General features: G+C 60.6%; 18 protein-coding genes and 1 pseudogene. 7 read left to right on the plus strand and 12 right to left on the minus strand.

The genetic code is table 11. The features are described from left to right. Window positions 1-370 precede the first annotated feature (370 nt). The 3 genes from ACZRN6_RS31425 to ACZRN6_RS31435 form a co-directional block, all read right to left on the minus strand. Window positions 371-1180, minus strand: a complete 810-nt coding sequence (locus ACZRN6_RS31425) for a helix-turn-helix transcriptional regulator (protein WP_464009651.1) — start codon at window positions 1178-1180, stop codon at window positions 371-373. 5 nt (window positions 1181-1185) lie between these two features. Beyond that, window positions 1186-1725, minus strand: a complete 540-nt coding sequence (locus ACZRN6_RS31430) for a YbhB/YbcL family Raf kinase inhibitor-like protein (RefSeq protein ID WP_464009652.1) — start codon at window positions 1723-1725, stop codon at window positions 1186-1188. 101 nt (window positions 1726-1826) lie between these two features. Next, window positions 1827-2690, minus strand: a complete 864-nt coding sequence (locus ACZRN6_RS31435; RefSeq protein ID WP_322145747.1) for a LysR family transcriptional regulator — start codon at window positions 2688-2690, stop codon at window positions 1827-1829. A 113-nt stretch (window positions 2691-2803) separates the two neighbouring features. Here ACZRN6_RS31435 and ACZRN6_RS31440 point away from each other — a divergent pair, with 113 nt between their 5' ends. After that, window positions 2804-3412: a LysE family translocator gene (locus tag ACZRN6_RS31440; RefSeq protein ID WP_464009653.1), complete on the plus strand. Its 609-nt coding sequence runs from the start codon at window positions 2804-2806 to the stop codon at window positions 3410-3412. Between the two features lie 17 nt (window positions 3413-3429). Here the strand turns inward: ACZRN6_RS31440 and ACZRN6_RS31445 are convergent. Then, a pseudogene (locus ACZRN6_RS31445) lies at window positions 3430-3525 on the minus strand (DNA-binding protein); the annotation flags it as partial. 72 nt (window positions 3526-3597) lie between these two features. Between ACZRN6_RS31445 and ACZRN6_RS31450 the strand changes: the two are divergent. Further along, window positions 3598-4461, plus strand: a complete 864-nt coding sequence (locus ACZRN6_RS31450; protein ID WP_464009654.1) for a diguanylate cyclase domain-containing protein — start codon at window positions 3598-3600, stop codon at window positions 4459-4461. Window positions 4462-4486: 25 nt separating this feature from the next. Here ACZRN6_RS31450 and ACZRN6_RS31455 read toward each other — a convergent pair whose 3' ends face one another. Together ACZRN6_RS31455 and ACZRN6_RS31460 are read right to left on the minus strand one after the other, a co-directional pair. Beyond that, window positions 4487-5113 (minus strand): LysE family translocator, encoded by a 627-nt coding sequence (locus ACZRN6_RS31455; protein WP_322145744.1) that lies wholly within the window; start codon window positions 5111-5113, stop codon window positions 4487-4489. A 106-nt stretch (window positions 5114-5219) separates the two neighbouring features. Then, entirely contained in the window at window positions 5220-5846 is a 627-nt protein-coding gene (locus ACZRN6_RS31460; RefSeq protein WP_322145743.1) for a glutathione S-transferase family protein, read from the minus strand. A 144-nt stretch (window positions 5847-5990) separates the two neighbouring features. On the opposite strand from ACZRN6_RS31460, the gene ACZRN6_RS31465 reads away from it, so the two are divergent. Next, window positions 5991-6152, plus strand: coding sequence for a DUF2986 domain-containing protein (locus ACZRN6_RS31465; RefSeq protein ID WP_464009655.1), 162 nt, complete (start codon window positions 5991-5993; stop codon window positions 6150-6152). A 46-nt stretch (window positions 6153-6198) separates the two neighbouring features. Continuing rightward, a complete protein-coding gene (locus tag ACZRN6_RS31470; protein ID WP_464009656.1) occupies window positions 6199-6744 on the plus strand; it encodes a hypothetical protein in 546 nt (181 codons plus the stop codon). On the opposite strand, the gene ACZRN6_RS31475 is transcribed toward ACZRN6_RS31470, so the two are convergent. Then, a complete protein-coding gene (locus ACZRN6_RS31475) occupies window positions 6741-7640 on the minus strand; it encodes a LysR family transcriptional regulator (protein ID WP_464009657.1) in 900 nt (299 codons plus the stop codon). The two genes, ACZRN6_RS31470 and ACZRN6_RS31475, sit on opposite strands and share 4 nt — an antisense overlap. Window positions 7641-7814: 174 nt before the next feature. Between ACZRN6_RS31475 and ACZRN6_RS31480 the strand changes: the two genes are divergently transcribed. Further along, a complete protein-coding gene (locus ACZRN6_RS31480; RefSeq protein ID WP_322145739.1) occupies window positions 7815-8843 on the plus strand; it encodes an alpha/beta hydrolase in 1029 nt (342 codons plus the stop codon). Window positions 8844-8851: 8 nt separating this feature from the next. Then, complete coding sequence (locus tag ACZRN6_RS31485) at window positions 8852-10045, plus strand: MFS transporter (protein ID WP_464009658.1); 1194 nt, start codon at window positions 8852-8854, stop codon at window positions 10043-10045. 34 nt (window positions 10046-10079) lie between these two features. Here ACZRN6_RS31485 and ACZRN6_RS31490 read toward each other — a convergent pair whose 3' ends face one another. From ACZRN6_RS31490 to ACZRN6_RS31505, 4 genes are all read right to left on the minus strand, one after another. Beyond that, window positions 10080-11645 carry a DHA2 family efflux MFS transporter permease subunit gene (locus ACZRN6_RS31490; RefSeq protein ID WP_323571013.1) on the minus strand — a complete coding sequence of 522 codons (1566 nt, stop codon included), beginning with the start codon at window positions 11643-11645 and terminating at the stop codon, window positions 10080-10082. After that, window positions 11642-12751, minus strand: coding sequence for an HlyD family secretion protein (locus ACZRN6_RS31495; protein ID WP_464009659.1), 1110 nt, complete (start codon window positions 12749-12751; stop codon window positions 11642-11644). The genes ACZRN6_RS31490 and ACZRN6_RS31495 overlap by 4 nt, the downstream gene beginning before the upstream one ends. Before the next feature lie 22 nt (window positions 12752-12773). Next, window positions 12774-13295 (minus strand): winged helix-turn-helix transcriptional regulator, encoded by a 522-nt coding sequence (locus tag ACZRN6_RS31500; RefSeq protein ID WP_464009660.1) that lies wholly within the window; start codon window positions 13293-13295, stop codon window positions 12774-12776. Between the two features lie 156 nt (window positions 13296-13451). Further along, window positions 13452-14882, minus strand: coding sequence for an MFS transporter (locus ACZRN6_RS31505; RefSeq protein WP_464009661.1), 1431 nt, complete (start codon window positions 14880-14882; stop codon window positions 13452-13454). Between the two features lie 308 nt (window positions 14883-15190). On the opposite strand from ACZRN6_RS31505, the gene ACZRN6_RS31510 reads away from it, so the two are divergent. Next, window positions 15191-15847 carry a peroxiredoxin-like family protein gene (locus ACZRN6_RS31510; RefSeq protein WP_464009662.1) on the plus strand — a complete coding sequence of 219 codons (657 nt, stop codon included), beginning with the start codon at window positions 15191-15193 and terminating at the stop codon, window positions 15845-15847. Here the strand turns inward: ACZRN6_RS31510 and ACZRN6_RS31515 are convergent. Continuing rightward, window positions 15844-16731 (minus strand): LysR family transcriptional regulator, encoded by an 888-nt coding sequence (locus ACZRN6_RS31515; RefSeq protein ID WP_322145733.1) that lies wholly within the window; start codon window positions 16729-16731, stop codon window positions 15844-15846. The genes ACZRN6_RS31510 and ACZRN6_RS31515 overlap by 4 nt on opposite strands. Window positions 16732-16792 lie beyond the last annotated feature (61 nt).

The raw sequence follows: 16792 nt of genomic DNA on the forward strand, positions 1-16792 counted from the left end.
CTTGCTCCCGCTGGGTCGCGCAGCGGCCCCAAAAACTGGGCCTGCTGCGCAGTCCAGCGGGAGCAAGCTCCCTCACCACAGGTACGGGCCACTCAGGTAGTGTGTGGACCTCACATCGCCGCCCGCAACGAGCGCGGCGACAGCCCATAATGCGACTTAAACCTCACCGCAAACCGTGAAGCCGACGCATACGCCACACGCGTTGCAAATTTCCCCGATGAGAAATTTCAGCCATTAACATCGTACCTGTAGTGAGGGAGCTTGCTCCCGCTGGGTCGCGCAGCGGCCCCAAAAACTGGGCCTGCTGCGCAGTCCAGCGGGAGCAAGCTCCCTCACCACAGGTACGGGCCACTCAGGTAGTGTGTGGACCTCACATCGCCGCCCGCAACGAGCGCGGCGAAAGCCCATAGTGCGACTTAAACCTCACCGCAAACCGTGAAGCCGACGCATACCCACACGCGTTGGAAATCTCCCCAATGGAATCCCTGGAGGTTTGCAGCCACTGCAACGCCGCCCCCAGCCGAACATTTTCCAGAATGGACCTGAAGCTCGCATCCTCGTTGGCCAGCTGCCGGCGCAAAGTGGATTCCCCCAGATTCAACTGCTGCGCAACCGTGGCAACGGTCCAGTCCCGGGACAGGTTGCTGCCGATCAGCCGCTGCACCCGCTCACTCAACGGATCATTGCGATCCATCAGCAACGGCCCCGCCTGGCCGGCCAGGCTCAGGCACAGCAGCACGGCTTCACCATAGTGAGTACACAAGGCCGCCGGGGCGCCTGAGCTGAGTGCAATCAACAGTTGGTCCCAGGCTTGGCGGGTCTGGTTGTCCAGGCGCACGCACAGGTCGGTATTCAGGCTGCCCTTGAACTGCGCGCCATACCGGGCAACGAAGTTGCGCAGCACCGGTACCGGAAACGACACCACATCGGCGATGTAGTCACCTTGGGCGCCGGGAAAGTTGGTCACGCCGAGCTCGCGGCCCGCCGGCAGTAAAATCAAATGCTGGGGGCCGGCACGCATTTCGCGCGCGTCCCACTGCAACCGTTTTTGCCCTTGGCGCACGCGGCACAGGGCGGTCACGAAGATCGGCACGCGTTGCAGGGTGTGGTGTTGCCGGGCCCTGATCACGCAGCGTTCGATGATGCTTTCCCGGTGCCGCAAACCTTCGTGAACATCCATCGTGACTAGCGTCCGTAAGGGGCCGTGATTGTGGCCTTGGCCAGGCTGTTGGCATTGAGCATGTAACCGACCAGGGCGCCGCTGGATTGATTGTCGATCGCCAGCGTGTCGACTTTCAACGCCCATACGGTGAATTGATAGCGATGCGGTTTATCACCCACTGGCGGGCACGCGCCGCCAAAGCCGGGTTGGCCGTAATCCGTGCGCCCTTGCACCGCCCCGGCCGGCAGGTGCGTGCCGACATTGCTCGGCACGCGGGTGACGGTAACGGGCAGGTTGACCAGCGTCCAGTGCCACCAGCCGCTGCCGGTTGGTGCATCGGGGTCGTAGACGGTGATGGCAAAGCTTTTGGTGCCCGCCGGGGCGTTGCTCCAGGCCAGGGCAGGGGAGGTGTTGGCGCCGTTGCAGCCGAAGCCGCTGAATTCTTGCAGGCGCGTCAGCGGTCGCTGGTCGGCAATGTCCGGGCTGCTGAGTGAGAAGCTGGCGGCGTGCCCGCTGGCGGCCAGGACCAGGGTGATCGCAGGGGCAAGTGTTTTGAGTTTCATCGCGGTGGTATCCAGGCGTGGTTTGAGCCTTGATCCTAAACAGCGCGGGGGTATGGCATTGCGCCGAAGCGCTCGATGATTGTGCCGAAACGCTCTGTTCACTAAGGCTGAACCCTCAGCGCCCGGATGATGAACGCATGCAGGCTATTGACCGCCTTGGACCCACGAGACGCCCGGCTGCGCAGAATCGAAACCTCCATGGGTTCAATGCTGCCCAAACCGTGTTCGTCACCCAGTACCTGAAGCGAGTCTTGTACGGTGCACTGCGTGATCGCGGCAATCGCCAGTCCGCCCTCAACGGCGGCCACCTGGCCGGCAAGGCTGGAGCTGTTGTACACCACCTTGAATTCGCGGCCCTGTTGGGTCAGTGAGTTCACCGCATATCGCCGGGCCAGGCTTGCGCTTTCGTAGACCGCGATAGGAATCGGGTTTCGCCGCCACAGTTCGAACTGGGGTGAGCCCACCCACACCATGGGCTCCTTGAACAGGAATGTGCCGCTCTGGGGAGAGTCCCTGGACACCAGCGCCAGATCAAGGTCGCCGCTTCGCAACCGCGGGATCAGCGTGGTCGACTGTTCACAGGTCAATTCGATTTCCACGCCGGCGTAGCGCGGCGAATAACGCTTGAGCAGCGGCGTGAGGTACCGGGCCGCGTAGTCTTCTGCGACGCCCAGGCGGATGCGCCCGGTCAGTTCTTCACCGTGAAACGCCGCCTGGGTTTCAGCGTGAAGGGCGAGCATGCGCCGGGCGTAGCTGAGTAGCGTCTGGCCGTCGGCGGTCAGTTGCAGGTGCCTGGGGCCACGGCTCAACAGTTGCCGCCCAAGGGCCGCCTCGAGTTTTTTCATCTGCATGCTGACGGCGGACTGTGAGCGATTGACCTCGTGGGCAGCGCCCGACAGCGAGCCGGCGTCCACCACGGCCACAAAGCATTTAAGCCAATCGAGTTGCAAATCGCTGGCTGGCATCGCGGTTTCCTTTATTCGTTAATCGAATGGCTAAGGCCTGAATTATGCGCTTTTCATGAAGGTTTGTTCACCCGCAACATTCTGCCCAGAACCAACACCTACTGGATCGGATCATGCCTTTTGAGACCTGGTTGCTTTACCTGGTTACCTGCTGCGGCATCGCGGTGGTGCCCGGGCCCAATGCGCTATTGGCGCTGACCCATGGCGCCCTGCATGGCAGCCGCAAAACGCTGTTCACCATCAGCGGCGGCGTGCTCGGTTTTGCGGTCGTGCTGGCGCTGTGTGCCTTGGGGTTGGGTGCACTTATCCAGGCGTCGGCCAGCTTATTCACGGCATTGAAGGTGGCGGGCGGGCTGTATCTGATCTGGCTGGGCTTCGGGCTGTGGCGGGCTGCGCCCATCAGTCTTGAGGCGACCGGCACGACCAGCTCGCGCAGTTGGTCGCTGTTCCGCCAGGGGCTGGTATCGGCCATTTCAAACCCCAAGGCGTTGCTGCTGTTCACCGCGTTCATTCCACCCTTCCTGGACCCGCACCGCAGCATCATCGCGCAGACCCTCACCATCGCGCTGACCTACGCCGTGGTGGAGTTTGTCGTTGAGTACCTGGTGGCCAGCGCCGCGCACCGGGTGCGGCCTTGGCTGGCGCGAACCGGCCGGCGATTCAACAAGGTGTGTGGCGGGTTTTTTGTGCTGTTTGGGTTGGCTCTGCCGATTCATGCCTGAAGGCACCGGCCCACTCCTCAAGGGTGTTCAATCACCATCACCGCCGTGGTATCCGCCTCAAGTGCCTCAAACACATGGGGCGCATTCGCCAGGTAGCTGATGTAGTCGCCCGCGATGATTCCTTTTCGCCATCCATCATGATCGGGCTATGATCGGCCCACCCGAACCAGACGCTTCCCTGACCTATGCCCATTGACCTGCACGCCCTCTATCCCAAACTGATCCACTTGATGCTGGATACGGTGTTCGTGGTCGACAGTGAAAACCAGATCGTGTTTGTGAGTGATGCCTGCGAAGCGTTGCTGGGGTACTGCGCCGACGAACTCACCGGCACCCTGATCACCGACTATATGCACCCTGAAGACCTGGCGCGCACCCGGGCCTCGATCGTACGGGTGATGAATGGCAAGCCCCATGTCGACTTTCGCAACCGTTACATGCGCAAGGATGGCAGTGTCGTGCACATCCTGTGGGCGGCCTTCTGGTCCCAGGAAGTGGGCGCGCGGATTGGCGTAGCACGAGACATCACGGCCCTGACGCAAGCCGAGGAAGAACTGCGCTTTCTCGCCCATCACGACCCGCTGACGGCCCTCACCAACCGCTCACTGTTCAATGACCGGCTGGACGAGGCCCTGTACGCGGCCCGCCAGCACAAAAGCGCCCTGGCCTTGCTGTTTCTGGACGTTAATGACTTCAAGGGCATCAACGATGTGCACGGGCATGCCCTGGGCGACCGCGTGCTCTGCGTGATTGCGCGGCGGCTGGAAGGCTGTGTACGTGAACGTGACCTGGTGGCACGCATGGGTGGCGATGAATTCACCGTGCTGCTGGCGGATATCCAGTCGCCGGAGGCCGTGGCTGCCAAGGTACAGCAGATACTCGCGGTGATGGCCCAGCCCCTGAGCGCTGAGTTTGGCGCGGTGAAGATGCCGTCCTGCAGTATCGGCGTGGCGTTTTACCCGGCAGACGGTGAGGACGCCGACAGCCTGCTCAGTCATGCGGATGGCGATATGTACCGGGTTAAAAGGCAGCGGTTTGCAACCGAGTGACCCAGGTTCAACACGGCACTACGGATTAACGCTGCTGAAACGCTATTTTCAGCCCCAACCCCATGAACAGCGTCCCAATGATCTTCCCCTCCCAACGACGCAACCTTGAAAGCCCCGTCATCCAGCGGCTCAACGGGCGGATCGCCACCGAAATCAGCGTGGTGTACACCGCACTGAGCCCCGAAAAAATCAAACCCAATACCGCGAATTGAGCCAGGGAAGAACCCGATTCCGGGTGAATGAACTGCGGTAGGAACGCCAGAAAGAAAATCGCGGTCTTCGGGTTCAGCACTTCAGCGCCCACCGCCTGGAAATACGCCTGGGCCGCTGTCACCGTGGGCAGATCCTTGCGCGTGCTCGCGCCAGGCTTGGCCATGAAGGCGCGCACGCCCAGGTAGATCAGGTAACAGGCGCCCACGATTTTAACCACGTTGAACGCCACGGCCGAGGTCATCAGGATCGCCGACAAGCCCAGCGCTGCGCACAGCGTATGGATCAGGTCGCCCGAAGCCACGCCCAACCCAGTAGCAATTCCGACCTTGCGGCCACCCTGCAGGGTGCGGGTGATTACCAGCAGCACGGCAGGGCCAGGGATCAGGAACAGGCCGATAACAACGGCTACGTAGGTCAAAATGGGGGCCAGTTCGAACATCGCGAGTTCATCTCAGGAGTGGAAACGGCCTACAGTAATCCTCATTCTGGGGGTTAACGCAATACAACTGGGTTGGCGGCGTTCGGCCCCGAGGCACTCATGTGCCTCACTTCGCAAACGCGTATTCCCCACCCTGTTCCAGCGCCTTGCGATACGCCGGCCTTTGCTGGAACCGTTGTACCCACGCCGCCACGTTCGGGTACGCCTGCAGCTTGCCCTGGGCCCTGGCGAATTCGCCAATGAAACTCATCTGGATATCCGCGCCAGTCAATTCCTCACCCACCAGGTACGGCGTCAGCCCCAGCGCGTTGTTCAGGTAACCCAAATAATTGGCCAGCTCCGCGTCAATGCGCGGACGCAACGGCGCGCCGGCGTCACCCAGGCGCCCGACGTAAAGGTTGAGCATCAACGGCAGGATGGCCGAGCCTTCGGCGAAGTGCAGCCATTGCACGTACTCATCGTACGTGGCGGTGGCGGGATCGGGTTGCAGGCGGCCGTCGCCATGGCGGCGAATCAGGTAGTCGATAATCGCGCCGGACTCGATCAGCACGTGGGGCCCGTCTTCAATCACCGGCGATTTGCCCAGCGCATTGATGGCCTTGAGCTCCGGTGGCGCAAGGTTGGTTTTCGGGTCGCGCTGGTAACGCTTGATTTCGTAGGGCAGGCCGAGTTCTTCGAGCAGCCACAGGATGCGTTGCGAGCGAGAGTTGTTCAGGTGGTGGACGATGATCATGTCGGCTCCGCAGGGCGAAAGTAGGTGTGTTTAGGAAAGACCGCTGTGGCGCTGTGGAGTGCCATGAATTAAATGTGCTTCGATAGCGGCATGAAAGATGGATAATCACAACGGCAAGCACTGATTAAAAACCGGATAGAACACATGAATCGTCAAAAAAAACTACAGCAGTTGTTCAAGGCCAAGGCCAAAAAGGCCAGCGCCAAATTGGCACCTGCGCGCAAGGACAAGTACATCAGTAAAGCTGACCGATTGAAACTGGCGACTGAATCTACTGATGAGCCCGTTGTTTCTTCTGAGGGCTGATCCAGAAGGCCTAAGCATCATCCGATAGGGAATCGACGGAAAAACCATGAATACTGCTCAACTCGCGATTCAGCACTACATACTCGCCAAGGACGGCAACCGCCCGCATTTGTTAAGCCGCGCGTTTGTGCCCGAGGCAATCCTGGACATGGTGGTGCGCACCGGTTCCATCTCGTTCCCGCCCCACGTTGAAGGGGTTGCCGGCATCGGCGACGTGCTGGTACGGCGATTCGGGCGGACCTTTGAAAACGTCTATACGTTTTGCCTGGGGCAGCCACCCGAGGCGGGGGCCAAAACCTATCAGTGCAAATGGCTGGTGGGCATGTCCGACAAAAACACCGGAGAAGCCCGGGTTGGGTGCGGCGTGTATGAGTGGCAGTTCAGCGCCGAATCGGGGCTTGTTGAAAAGCTCACTATCACTATCGAGCATATGAAAACCCTTCCAGCGGCGGATCTGGCGGGTGTCATGGAATGGGTATCAGGGCTGAATTACCCATGGTGCAGCCTGGAAGCCGCAGTGAGTACTGCGCCACAGAGTGTGGCGGTTAACGAGGTCACCCAGTTTCTTACTGCTCAAATGCCTCGTTTCTAGTAGGGGCCATCGGCTCGTAGCGCATTCAGAACAAGCGTAAAGGCAGGTGTTGGCAAGCGACGGCTTGGGTAGTACAGGTGATAACCCGAGAACAACGGGCACCAGTCCTCCAGGACTCGTACCAGGCGGCCATTCTCGATATGCGGTGCAAATTCTTCTTCCGGCAGGTACGCGATGCCCAAGCCGTTAACGGCCGCAGCCGGTACATGTGCGCTGGTGTTAAGAATGATTTGGCCTGCGACGCGCACGTTGACCTTGCGGCCACGCTTTTCGAATTCCCAGACAGCGAGCCCGCCAAGCGTTGGATAGCGAATATCGATACATCGGTGATTCACCAGATCCTGTGGCTTTTTTGGTACGGGATTGCCGGCGAAATACGCTGGCGCCCCTACGACAGCCATCCGTACCTGCGGGCCGATAGGGATGGCGATCATATCTTTATCAACGGTGTCGCCAAATCGGATGCCTGCATCGAAGCGGTCCGCGACGATGTCCCGGAAGCCATAGTTGATATCAAACTCAACCTTGATATCGGGGTATTCGAGGAGCAACGGCGTGAGCCGGGGAAGCAGTATTGTCCTCAGGACAAAATCACCACAGGTAATGCGCACCGTGCCTGCGGGCTTGTCCCGCAGCTCGGTCAAGGCATCCAGCTCGGCCTCGATTTCATCGAAGCGATGACCGATGGTTTGCATCAGGCGCTCACCCGCACTGGTCGGCGAAACGCTACGAGTGGTGCGTGTCAGGAGTCGTATTTCCAGGCGCTTTTCAAGCCCGGAAACAGCCTGGCTCAGCGCGGACTGTGTGACACCCAAGTGAGCCGCAGCCCGTGTAAAGCTGCCTGCCCTGGCGACCGTCACAAAGGCCAGAAGGTCATTCAGATTATGTCTTGGCATCGTAGGCCGCCTATCTGGATTGATTAGTCTGACTTATAGCTTCAACAAGCTTTCATTAGATTATCAAGCATGACGCACTCACGGAGAATAGGGCAAGCCTCGTCTGTTATCACAGGCGTGGTCCTTACCCCTTGCTGGTCTTGGCCGGCACCTATTCAACGATGGGAGCACCTCATGAGAAAACTGGTTGTCTTGCTGGGCCTTCTGATGTCGTCGCTCTGTGCACTGGGAGCAGGCATGTCTAACGGAGCCGATAATTTTTACAAAAGTGAGAAGGTCACGATGCAGAAGGTGACTTTCAAAAATCAGTACCAGATGAACACCGTAGGGAATCTGTTCTTCCCAAAAGATTTGAAACCGGGCAGCCAAAACGCCGCGATCATCGTTGGCCATCCCATGGGCGCGGTTAAAGAACAGAGTTCGAACCTGTATGCGCAGAAGCTGGCAGAGCAGGGTTTCGTGACCCTTGCCATCGATCTGTCGTTCTGGGGCGAAAGTGATGGCCTGCCGCGCAATGCGGTGTCGCCGGAAATCTATGCTGAAGACTTCAGTGCTGCCTTGGACTATCTGGGCACACAGACGTTTGTTGATCGAAACCGGATTGGTGTCCTGGGCATTTGTGGCAGCGGCAGCTTCGTTATCAGCGCTGCAAAGATCGACCCGCGAATGAAGGCGATTGCCACGGTCAGCATGTACGACATGGGCGCAGCCAACCGAAACGGCTTGAAGCATTCCGTCACTGTCGAGCAGAGGAAGCAAGGCATTGCCGCGGCTGCCGAACAGCGCTATGCCGAGTTCACCGGCGGCGAAACCCGATACACCAGTGGGACAGTCCATGAACTGACGGACAAATCCAACGCGATAGAGCGCGAATTCTACGATTTCTACCGCACGCCACGCGGTGAGTTCACCCCCAAAGGCCAATCACCGCTGCTGACCACTCACCCAACGCTGACCAGCAACGTCAAGTTCATGAACTTTTATCCGTTCAACGATATCGAGACGATCTCGCCACGCCCGATGCTGTTCATCGCCGGTGAACAGGCTCACTCCCGTGAGTTCAGTGAAGAGGCTTATCGACTGGCTGGCCAACCCAAGGAGCTCGTGATCATTCCAGGTGCGGGCCATGTGGATCTCTACGACCGAGTCGACCTGATTCCTTTTGCCAAACTGACCTCGTTCTTCCAGACCAACCTGAAGTGACCGACCCGATGAGCAGCACCGTTTTGCCTACTCAAACAGCGAGCCGTCAGGTATGGGGAGCAGTCCTGGCGATGGCGCTGTGCGCCTTCGCCCTTGTGACTTCCGAGTTTCTGCCGGTGAGTTTGCTCACGCCGCTTGCGAACGATCTCGGGCTTACGGAGGGGCAGGCTGGACAAGCGATTTCGATTTCCGGCCTCTTCGCGGTCATCACCAGCCTGTTCATCTCCAGCGTCATTCGCAGGCTTGACCGAAGGTCTGTTTTGCTATTCCTGACGGCCTTGATGATTGCCTCCGGCACGCTCGTTGCCTTTGCCCCGAACTACTCGACACTGATGGTGGGGCGCGCCATTTTGGGCATAGCGATCGGAGGAAGTTGGGCAATGTCGACCGCGGTCATGATGCGGATTGCACCTAAGCCTTTCGTGCCTAAAGCCATCGCGTTGATCCAGGGCGGTACCGCACTCGCCACGGCGGTCGCAGCGCCGATTGGCAGTTTTATGGGCGGACTGATCGGCTGGCGAGGTGCATTTTTTTGCGTGGTTCCACTCGCGGCTCTGGCGCTGTGTTGGCAAGCCTTCACCCTGCCGAAAATGCCTGGTCAAGATGAGCCTGGGTCTGCTGTTGATGTCTTTCGGTTGTTGGGTCGCCTCAACGTCTTTCTGGGCATGGCGGCAGTGGCATTTTTGTTTATGGGGCAGTTCGCGCTATTCACCTATCTGCGCCCGTTCCTTGAGTCGGTGACCCGCGTTGATGTGTCGGGTTTATCCCTGCTACTGCTGATCATCGGGATGGCCGGGTTGGCGGGTACGATGCTGATCGGTTCATTGCTGAACCGCAGTCTTTATCGAGTGCTGACGCTGATTCCGCTGTTGATGTCGGGCATTGCCATGGCGTTAATAGTCTATGGCAGTTCAATGCTGGCTACAGCCGTTTTGCTGGGCGTGTGGGGGCTGGTTGCTACGTGCGCGCCTGTGGGTTGGTTCACTTGGTTATCGCGCACATTGCCTCAGGATGCCGAAGCCGGAGGAGGGCTGATGGTGGCTGTCATTCAGTTGGCTATCACCCTCGGCGCGACGTTAGGGGGCGTGTTGTATGACGGGGCTGGCTACCAGGCCACTTTTATCGTGAGTGGCATGTTTCTTCTGTTGGCTTGCGTGCTTGCATTGCTCGTACCACGGACGGATACGCCACCGGCACGATGATGCGGCACCCTGCGTGGCGTGGGTGCCGTCATCTTCAATGCGCATCCGCCGTCGGCTGCTTCGGCGGCTGCACCTTGCGCATCAGGGGCACCAGCAACACGGCGACGATGAAGCACACCATGATCATCAAAAAAGCATCCGCATAGGTCAGCGTCTGCGCCTCGCGCCAGGTCAGCGCCCACAGTTGATGCAGCGCGAACTGGCTGGCGTCCAGGCTGTTTTGCCCCAGCAACTGGGCATTGCCGGAAAGCTGCTCCAACCACACATTCATCGATTCGTTCTGGATGTTCAGATGCTCGGCCAAGCGCAAGAAGTGCAAATTGGTGCGGTCATTCAGTACCGTGGCGCAGGCCGCGATGCCAATGGCACCGCCGAGGTTGCGCATCAGGTTGAACAGCCCCGAGGCGAGTTTTAGCCGGTCGGGAGCCAGCGCGCCAAGGGTAAGCGTGACCACGGGCGGCACCGCCATTTGTTGGGCAAACCCGCGTATGGCCTGGGGCAGCAGCAACTCCTTGGCGCCCCAGTCGTGGGTGATAGGGGAGAAGTCCCACATCGACAGGGCAAACAGCGACAAGCCGAACATCAGGATCCAGCGCAAGTCGAAGCGGTTGGCCAGTAGCGCGTACACCGGGATCGCCAGTAACTGGAATATCCCCGTGGAAAACACCGCCAGGCCGATATCCAGCGAGCCGTACCCGCGCACCCTGCCGAGAAACAACGGCGTGAGGTAGATGGTGGCAAAAATGCCGATACCGGTGATGAACGAAAACAGGCAGCCCAGGGCGAAGTTTCTATCCCGCAGGGCGCGCAAATCGACAATCGGCTCCTTGATTTCCAGGCAGCGCCAGATAAACAGCCCGCCACTGATGGCGGCGATCCAGGCGGTGGTGGAAATGGTGCTGTCACTGAACCAGTTCCAGCGCGGGCCTTCTTCCAGGGTGTATTCCAGGCAGCCGAGAAACACCGCCATCAACGCCATGCCGGTGTAGTCGGCACCCTTGAGCAGCGACGGGTTGGGGCGGTCGACCTTGACCAGCATCGGCACCGCAAAGGTTACGAACAGGCCGGGCACCAGGTTGATGTAGAACAGCCAGTGCCAGGAGGAAATATCGGTGATCCAGCCGCCGACCGCAGGGCCGAGTGTGGGCGCCAGGGACGCGATGGCGCCGATGGTGGAGGCGGCGATCACCCGTTGCTTGCCGTTGAAGTACATGAACGCGGTGGTGAACACCAACGGGATCATCGAGCCACCCAAAAAACCCTGCAAGGCGCGAAACGCGATCATGCTCTGGATGTTCCAGGCCATCGCACACAGCAGGCTGGTGAGGGTAAACCCGGCTGCCGATGCCGCAAACAGCCAGCGCGTGCTCATCACCCGCGACAGCCAGCCCGACATGGGGATGACGATGATTTCGGCGATCAGGTAGGCGGTCTGCACCCATGCGGTATCGTCTGCACCGGCAGACAACCCGCCGCCGATGTCCTTGAGCGAGGCGGACACGATCTGGATGTCGATCAAGGCGATGAACATGCCCACGCACATGGTGGCGAAGGCCGCGACCTTTTGTGATGTGCTGAGGGTGGGCAACGGGCTGTTCATAGCTGGGCCTTGAGTGCGCTGGCCTGGTCGTCGAACGGCTCATCGGTGTTGACCCGGGCCATCACCGACAGCCCCGGGCGCAGGGCGCCAAAGTCAGCATCGTTGCTGTCGAGCCGTACACGTACCGGCACGCGCTGCACGATCTTGGTGAAGTTGCCGGTGGCGTTTTCCGGCGGCAATACACTGAATTGCGCTCCAGTGGCGGGGGCCAGGCTCTCGATGTGCCCGTGGAATTCGCGGCCCGGCAGGATATCGGCGCGGATATTCACGCGTTGGCCAATTTGCAGGCGCCCCAGTTGGTCCTCCTTGAAATTGGCGTCTACCCACAAGCCTTTCGCCGGCACCACCGAGATCAACTGGCTGCCGGCCGCGGCGTAGGCACCGACCCTGGCGCGACGGTTGCCCACATAGCCGTCCACCGGGGCACGCAGTTCGGTGTAGCTGATGTTCAGTTGTGCCTGGTCGCGCTCGGCCTGGGCCTGTTGCAGCGCGGCGCGGGCCTGGCCGCGCTGGGTTTCAATCACGTCGATTTGCCGGTTGGCCGCCATCAACCCGGCTTGCGCCCGGGAGTGATCGGCGCGGGCGGTCTTCCACACCGCGTTGACCCGTTGCGCGCTTTCGACCGACACCGCCTGGCTGCGCACCAGGTTCTGGTAACGCGCCTGATCGTCGCTGGCCCGTTGAGTTTCGGCGTCGGTAGCGTCGATCTGGGCCTTGGCCTGGTTGATCACCGCCAGTTGCAGTTGTTCGGTGGCGTCCAGGTTGGCGAGCGAGGCCTGTTGCGCGGCCACGGCGCCATCGGCTTTGGCCAGGGCCGTGCGGTAGTCGCGCACATCAATGCGGGCCAGCACGTCACCGGCGTGCACGAACTGGTTGTCGAGCACGGTCACTTCGCTGATATAGCCTGGCACCTTGGCGCTGATGACCGTCACATCCGCGCCCACGTACGCGTCGTCGGTGTCTTCGACAAAGCGGCTGACCAACCACCAGTGGCTCGCGTACCACACGCCACCCACCACGGCCAGGGTCAGCAGGCCCAGGCGCAGCACCTGTTTGCGCCGGGATGTTTTCGTGGGTTCGGGCACAGCGCTGGTGTGAGCGTCCATGGCGAAATGACCTCATTGAGTCTTAGTGGGGGAAGGGGCTGACCAGTTGGTCTTTTTCGGCGTAGGCGCGGCCGGTTCGCGCGCGCCACAGGGTCAACGGTTCGGCATCGGCAGCGACATGTACACGGTGGCTATCGCGGGTGATGGGCTTGCCGGTGTTGGCGTCCATCAAGCCCAGTAGCACCGGGCGCCCGGTGGCTTCGTCGGCGAGAAACACCTTGGTCGAGCCCTCGGCATGCCGCGCACCCCAGGCCATCAGCGTGAGGATGACCTGGCGCAAGTCGCGGCCGGCTTCGGTCAGGTGGTATTCGTGACGCGGCGGGTTGTCCTGGTACGGGCGCCGCTCCAGCAAACCGCTGACCACCAGCGTGTTCAGGCGGCGGGTCAGGGTGTTTGAGGCGATCCCCAGGCTGGTCAGGAATTCATCGAAACGGCGCAGCCCGTAGAACGCATCCCGCAGGATCAACAGGCTCCAGCCATCACCGATGTGCTCCAGGGCACGGGCGACCGGGCAGGGCATGGGCTGGAAGCTGGCTTTTTTCATAATGCTCTCCAAACCTGTTGCTAAATATTACGGGAGTAATATTGCATAGTGGGTTTCATAATGAAAGTGACTTGGAGAAAATAGTGCAGACGCAAAAAAGCCCTGGCATTCAGGGCTTTTCAGAAGGGAGCGTGAGGTGCCAACGCAGGGCCAGTCTCAAGACACCGTTAGTTCCTCCCCGACGCCGGCCTGCGTCCGCGTTGCCCGCAGCGCCATCACCAGGGCCAACACCGGTGCCAGGGTAAACAACGCGAACAACCAGCGCGCCGCGTTGGCGATGCCGACATTGCTCGCCACGTCGTCGATACCGGCCATGTTCGAGATCACGCCCGCCAGCGCCGCGCCCATGGCCATGGCGAACAGTTGCAGGGTGGTGATCGAGGAGGCCGCCGTGTCTTTATCCTGCTCGGAGGCCACCTGCAGGATGCGCGTCAGCAGATGCGGCCAGCCCAGGCCAATACCAAAGCCCACCAGGAACAGCCCGAGGCAAATAGGCGCCAACAGCGTCCAGTCCCCCTCGCCGGCGATCGGCGTAGTGATTGCCAGTATCACCAACCCGGCCACAATAAACAGCGGCCCCGCGAGGATGGCGCGGTGTGCACCACGGCCGGTCCAGCCCGAGCTGAGGATTTCCGATACGGTCCAACCCGCAGCCATCAGCGCCGCCATGTAGCCGGCGATCAGCGGTGACTGGCCATGCAGGTGCTGCAGAAAGTACGGCATGAAAATCTCGCTGCTCATGCCAATTATCAACAAACAGGTGGTCGCATACAGCGCGCAGAGCGGGGTGCTGAACTTCAGCGCATCCCTGGGCAAAAGACGGATTGTGGCGTTGGATTCCTTGCGGATCAGCAGCCACACCAGCACCGCGCAGGTCGCGATGCCCAGCAGGTTCCAGCTCGGCAGCGGCGAGACGCTGCCCGCGCACACCGCCAACACCGCGCCGGCCAACAGCACCAACTGCGGCACCGGCAAACGGGCGGTAGCGGTCGCGGCGGTGTCACGTGGGGGCAGCGCACGGCTGGTCAGTACCATGTACGCCAGGCTCACCGGCACCATCGCACCGAAGGCGAAACGCCAGGCGTCCATCTCGGCGAAGACCCCACCCACTGCGGGCCCGACCAGCGTCGCCACGCCCCACATCCCGGACACCAGCGCCATTGCACGCGGCCACAGGCGTTCTTCAAACACCAACTGGATCATCGAATAACACAACGCCAGCAACATCCCGCCGCCCAGGCCCTGAATGAAGCGCCCGGCCAGCATCACCGGCATGCTCGGCGCCATGGCGCATATCAACACGCCAACCATGAACACCATTGTTGCGAGCGCATATGCCAGCCGTGGACCGGTGCGTTGCAGCAGCTTGGAGGTGAGGGCCGAGCCGAGGATCGAGGCCACCACATACAGCGTGGTGCTCCATGCATACAGCTCCAGGCCGCCGATCTCGGCGACCACCGACGGCAGGATAGTGGTGGCGATGTACGTGTTGGTGGCATACAGCGCGATGCCGCCTGAAAGCGCGATGGAGCGGGTGGCGTTCTTGCCGCGGAGCAACTCGCCCCAGCTGCTGTCTTGGGTGTGCATCAACGATTCCTTGTAATGCGTTCGCGGTGTGGAACCCGGCGAATGGCATGGGCGTCAGGCTTGGGGTTAATTAACCAAGCAATTGCTTTTAATATTGAGGCGGGGCGGATTATTTTGCAAGAAGTGGCTTGGATCCTGGTGCCCACTGCTTGAGGTTCTCAGCGGCTCGGGCTGGCTTTCACCGGCAAGAAAAGTTTGCATTCCCCCGAAGAATAATTCCTATGCTTGCGGTCTCTCTACTGCCGCGTCCTGCAAAAAGGAATGCTTGTCTGGCGAAATATCCAAGCGTCCAACCCCAGGAACTGAACATGACTCTTCAAGCAAAACTCGATGCCTTCAACGCTGACTTCGTGGCCGGCAAGCCGCCCTACAACGCGCCCCCTCAAGTCCACGTGATCATGAAACGCGCCACTGCAGAGCTGATCGCCACCGGGCAGGCCGAACGCGCGCTGAAGGTCGGCGACAAAGCCCCTGCATTCAAGCTCAACGACCCGGACGGCAACCCTGTGTCCTCAGTGGAATTGTTGGCCAACGGCCCGCTGGTGATTACCTTCTACCGGGGCGTGTGGTGCCCGTACTGCAACATGGAACTGCAAGCGCTGGAAGAGGCGTTGCCAGCGTTCCGTGAGCTGGGCGCAAGCCTGGTGGCGATCTCTCCACAGAACAGCGTGAACAGCCGCAAATCAGTGCGCGAGAACAAGCTGAGTTTCCCGATCCTGTCCGACACCCTGAGCGAGGTTGCCGATGCCTTCGGCCTGCGTTTCACGTTGCCCGACTACCTGGTGGCCCTGTACAAATCGTTCGGCAACGACCTGCCGGCCTTCAACAACAACCCGGCGTGGGTGTTGCCAATGCCGGCACGTTTCGTGATCGGCCAGGACGGCGTGATCACTTACGCTGAGGTCAACCCGGACTACACCCGTCGTCCGGATCCTTGCGAGCTGCTTCCCGCGCTACGCGGTTAACGGCGCGCCATCAACTGCTCGACAAAGTCGACAAAGGCACGGGCCTTGGCGCTTGCCATTCGGCCGGTGGGGAATATTGCCCACAGGTTCAGGTCGGGCAGTGACCAGTCCCCAAGCACCGCTACCACCTCGCCACTCGCTAGCTCGGGTGTAAACATCCACTCTGACGAGACGGTGAGGCAGTAGTTCGACAACACCGCCGTACGCACGCCCTCGGCAGCGCTCACCCGTATTCGGCCGCGCAGCACGACAGGCTGCTCGGCTCCCGCCTTTTTGAATGACCACGCGGTGCCACCGCCCCCCAGTGTGTAGATCACGGCTTCGTGGTCGACCAGGTTGGCGGGTGAATCAGGTACGCCGCGCCGCTGGAAGTAAGCCGGCGTCGCCATCACGAACCGTCGGCACTGGGCGATTTTTCTCGCGGTCAGGTTCGAGTCGCTGAGGTCGCCCATGCGCAAGGCCACGTCGATGCCTTCTTCAATCAGGTTCATCGAGCGGTCATCCAGCCGCAGGTCGACATCCAGCAAAGGGTGCAGCGCCAGGAACTCGCCAAGGTGCGTAAGAATGTGCAGCCGGGCGAACGTGGTCGCCGCCGAAATACGCAAGGTGCCGGTGAGCCCGGCAGCCGACCCGCGAGCGGCGAGCTCTGCTTCGTTTGCGCCCTCGATGACTTTTTTGGCGTGCTCGAAAAATAGCGTGCCGGCCTCGGTGGGCGTCAACCCGCGCGTCGAGCGGATCAGCAGGCGCACACCCAGGTGTTCTTCCAGTTGTGCGATGGTTTTGGAAATGGCGGGTTGCCCGACGTCCAGGCGCCTGGCCGCTGCAGAAAAAGAACCGGTCTCAACCACGTAGACATAGGTTTCCATAGCCGCCAGCCGATCCATTCTGTTGTTCCCCGCAATGATTCAACTCGATGCGGGCAGTCTGCCGGGAATGCAGGAGGGG

The organism is Pseudomonas sp. A125 (assembly GCF_055409485.1).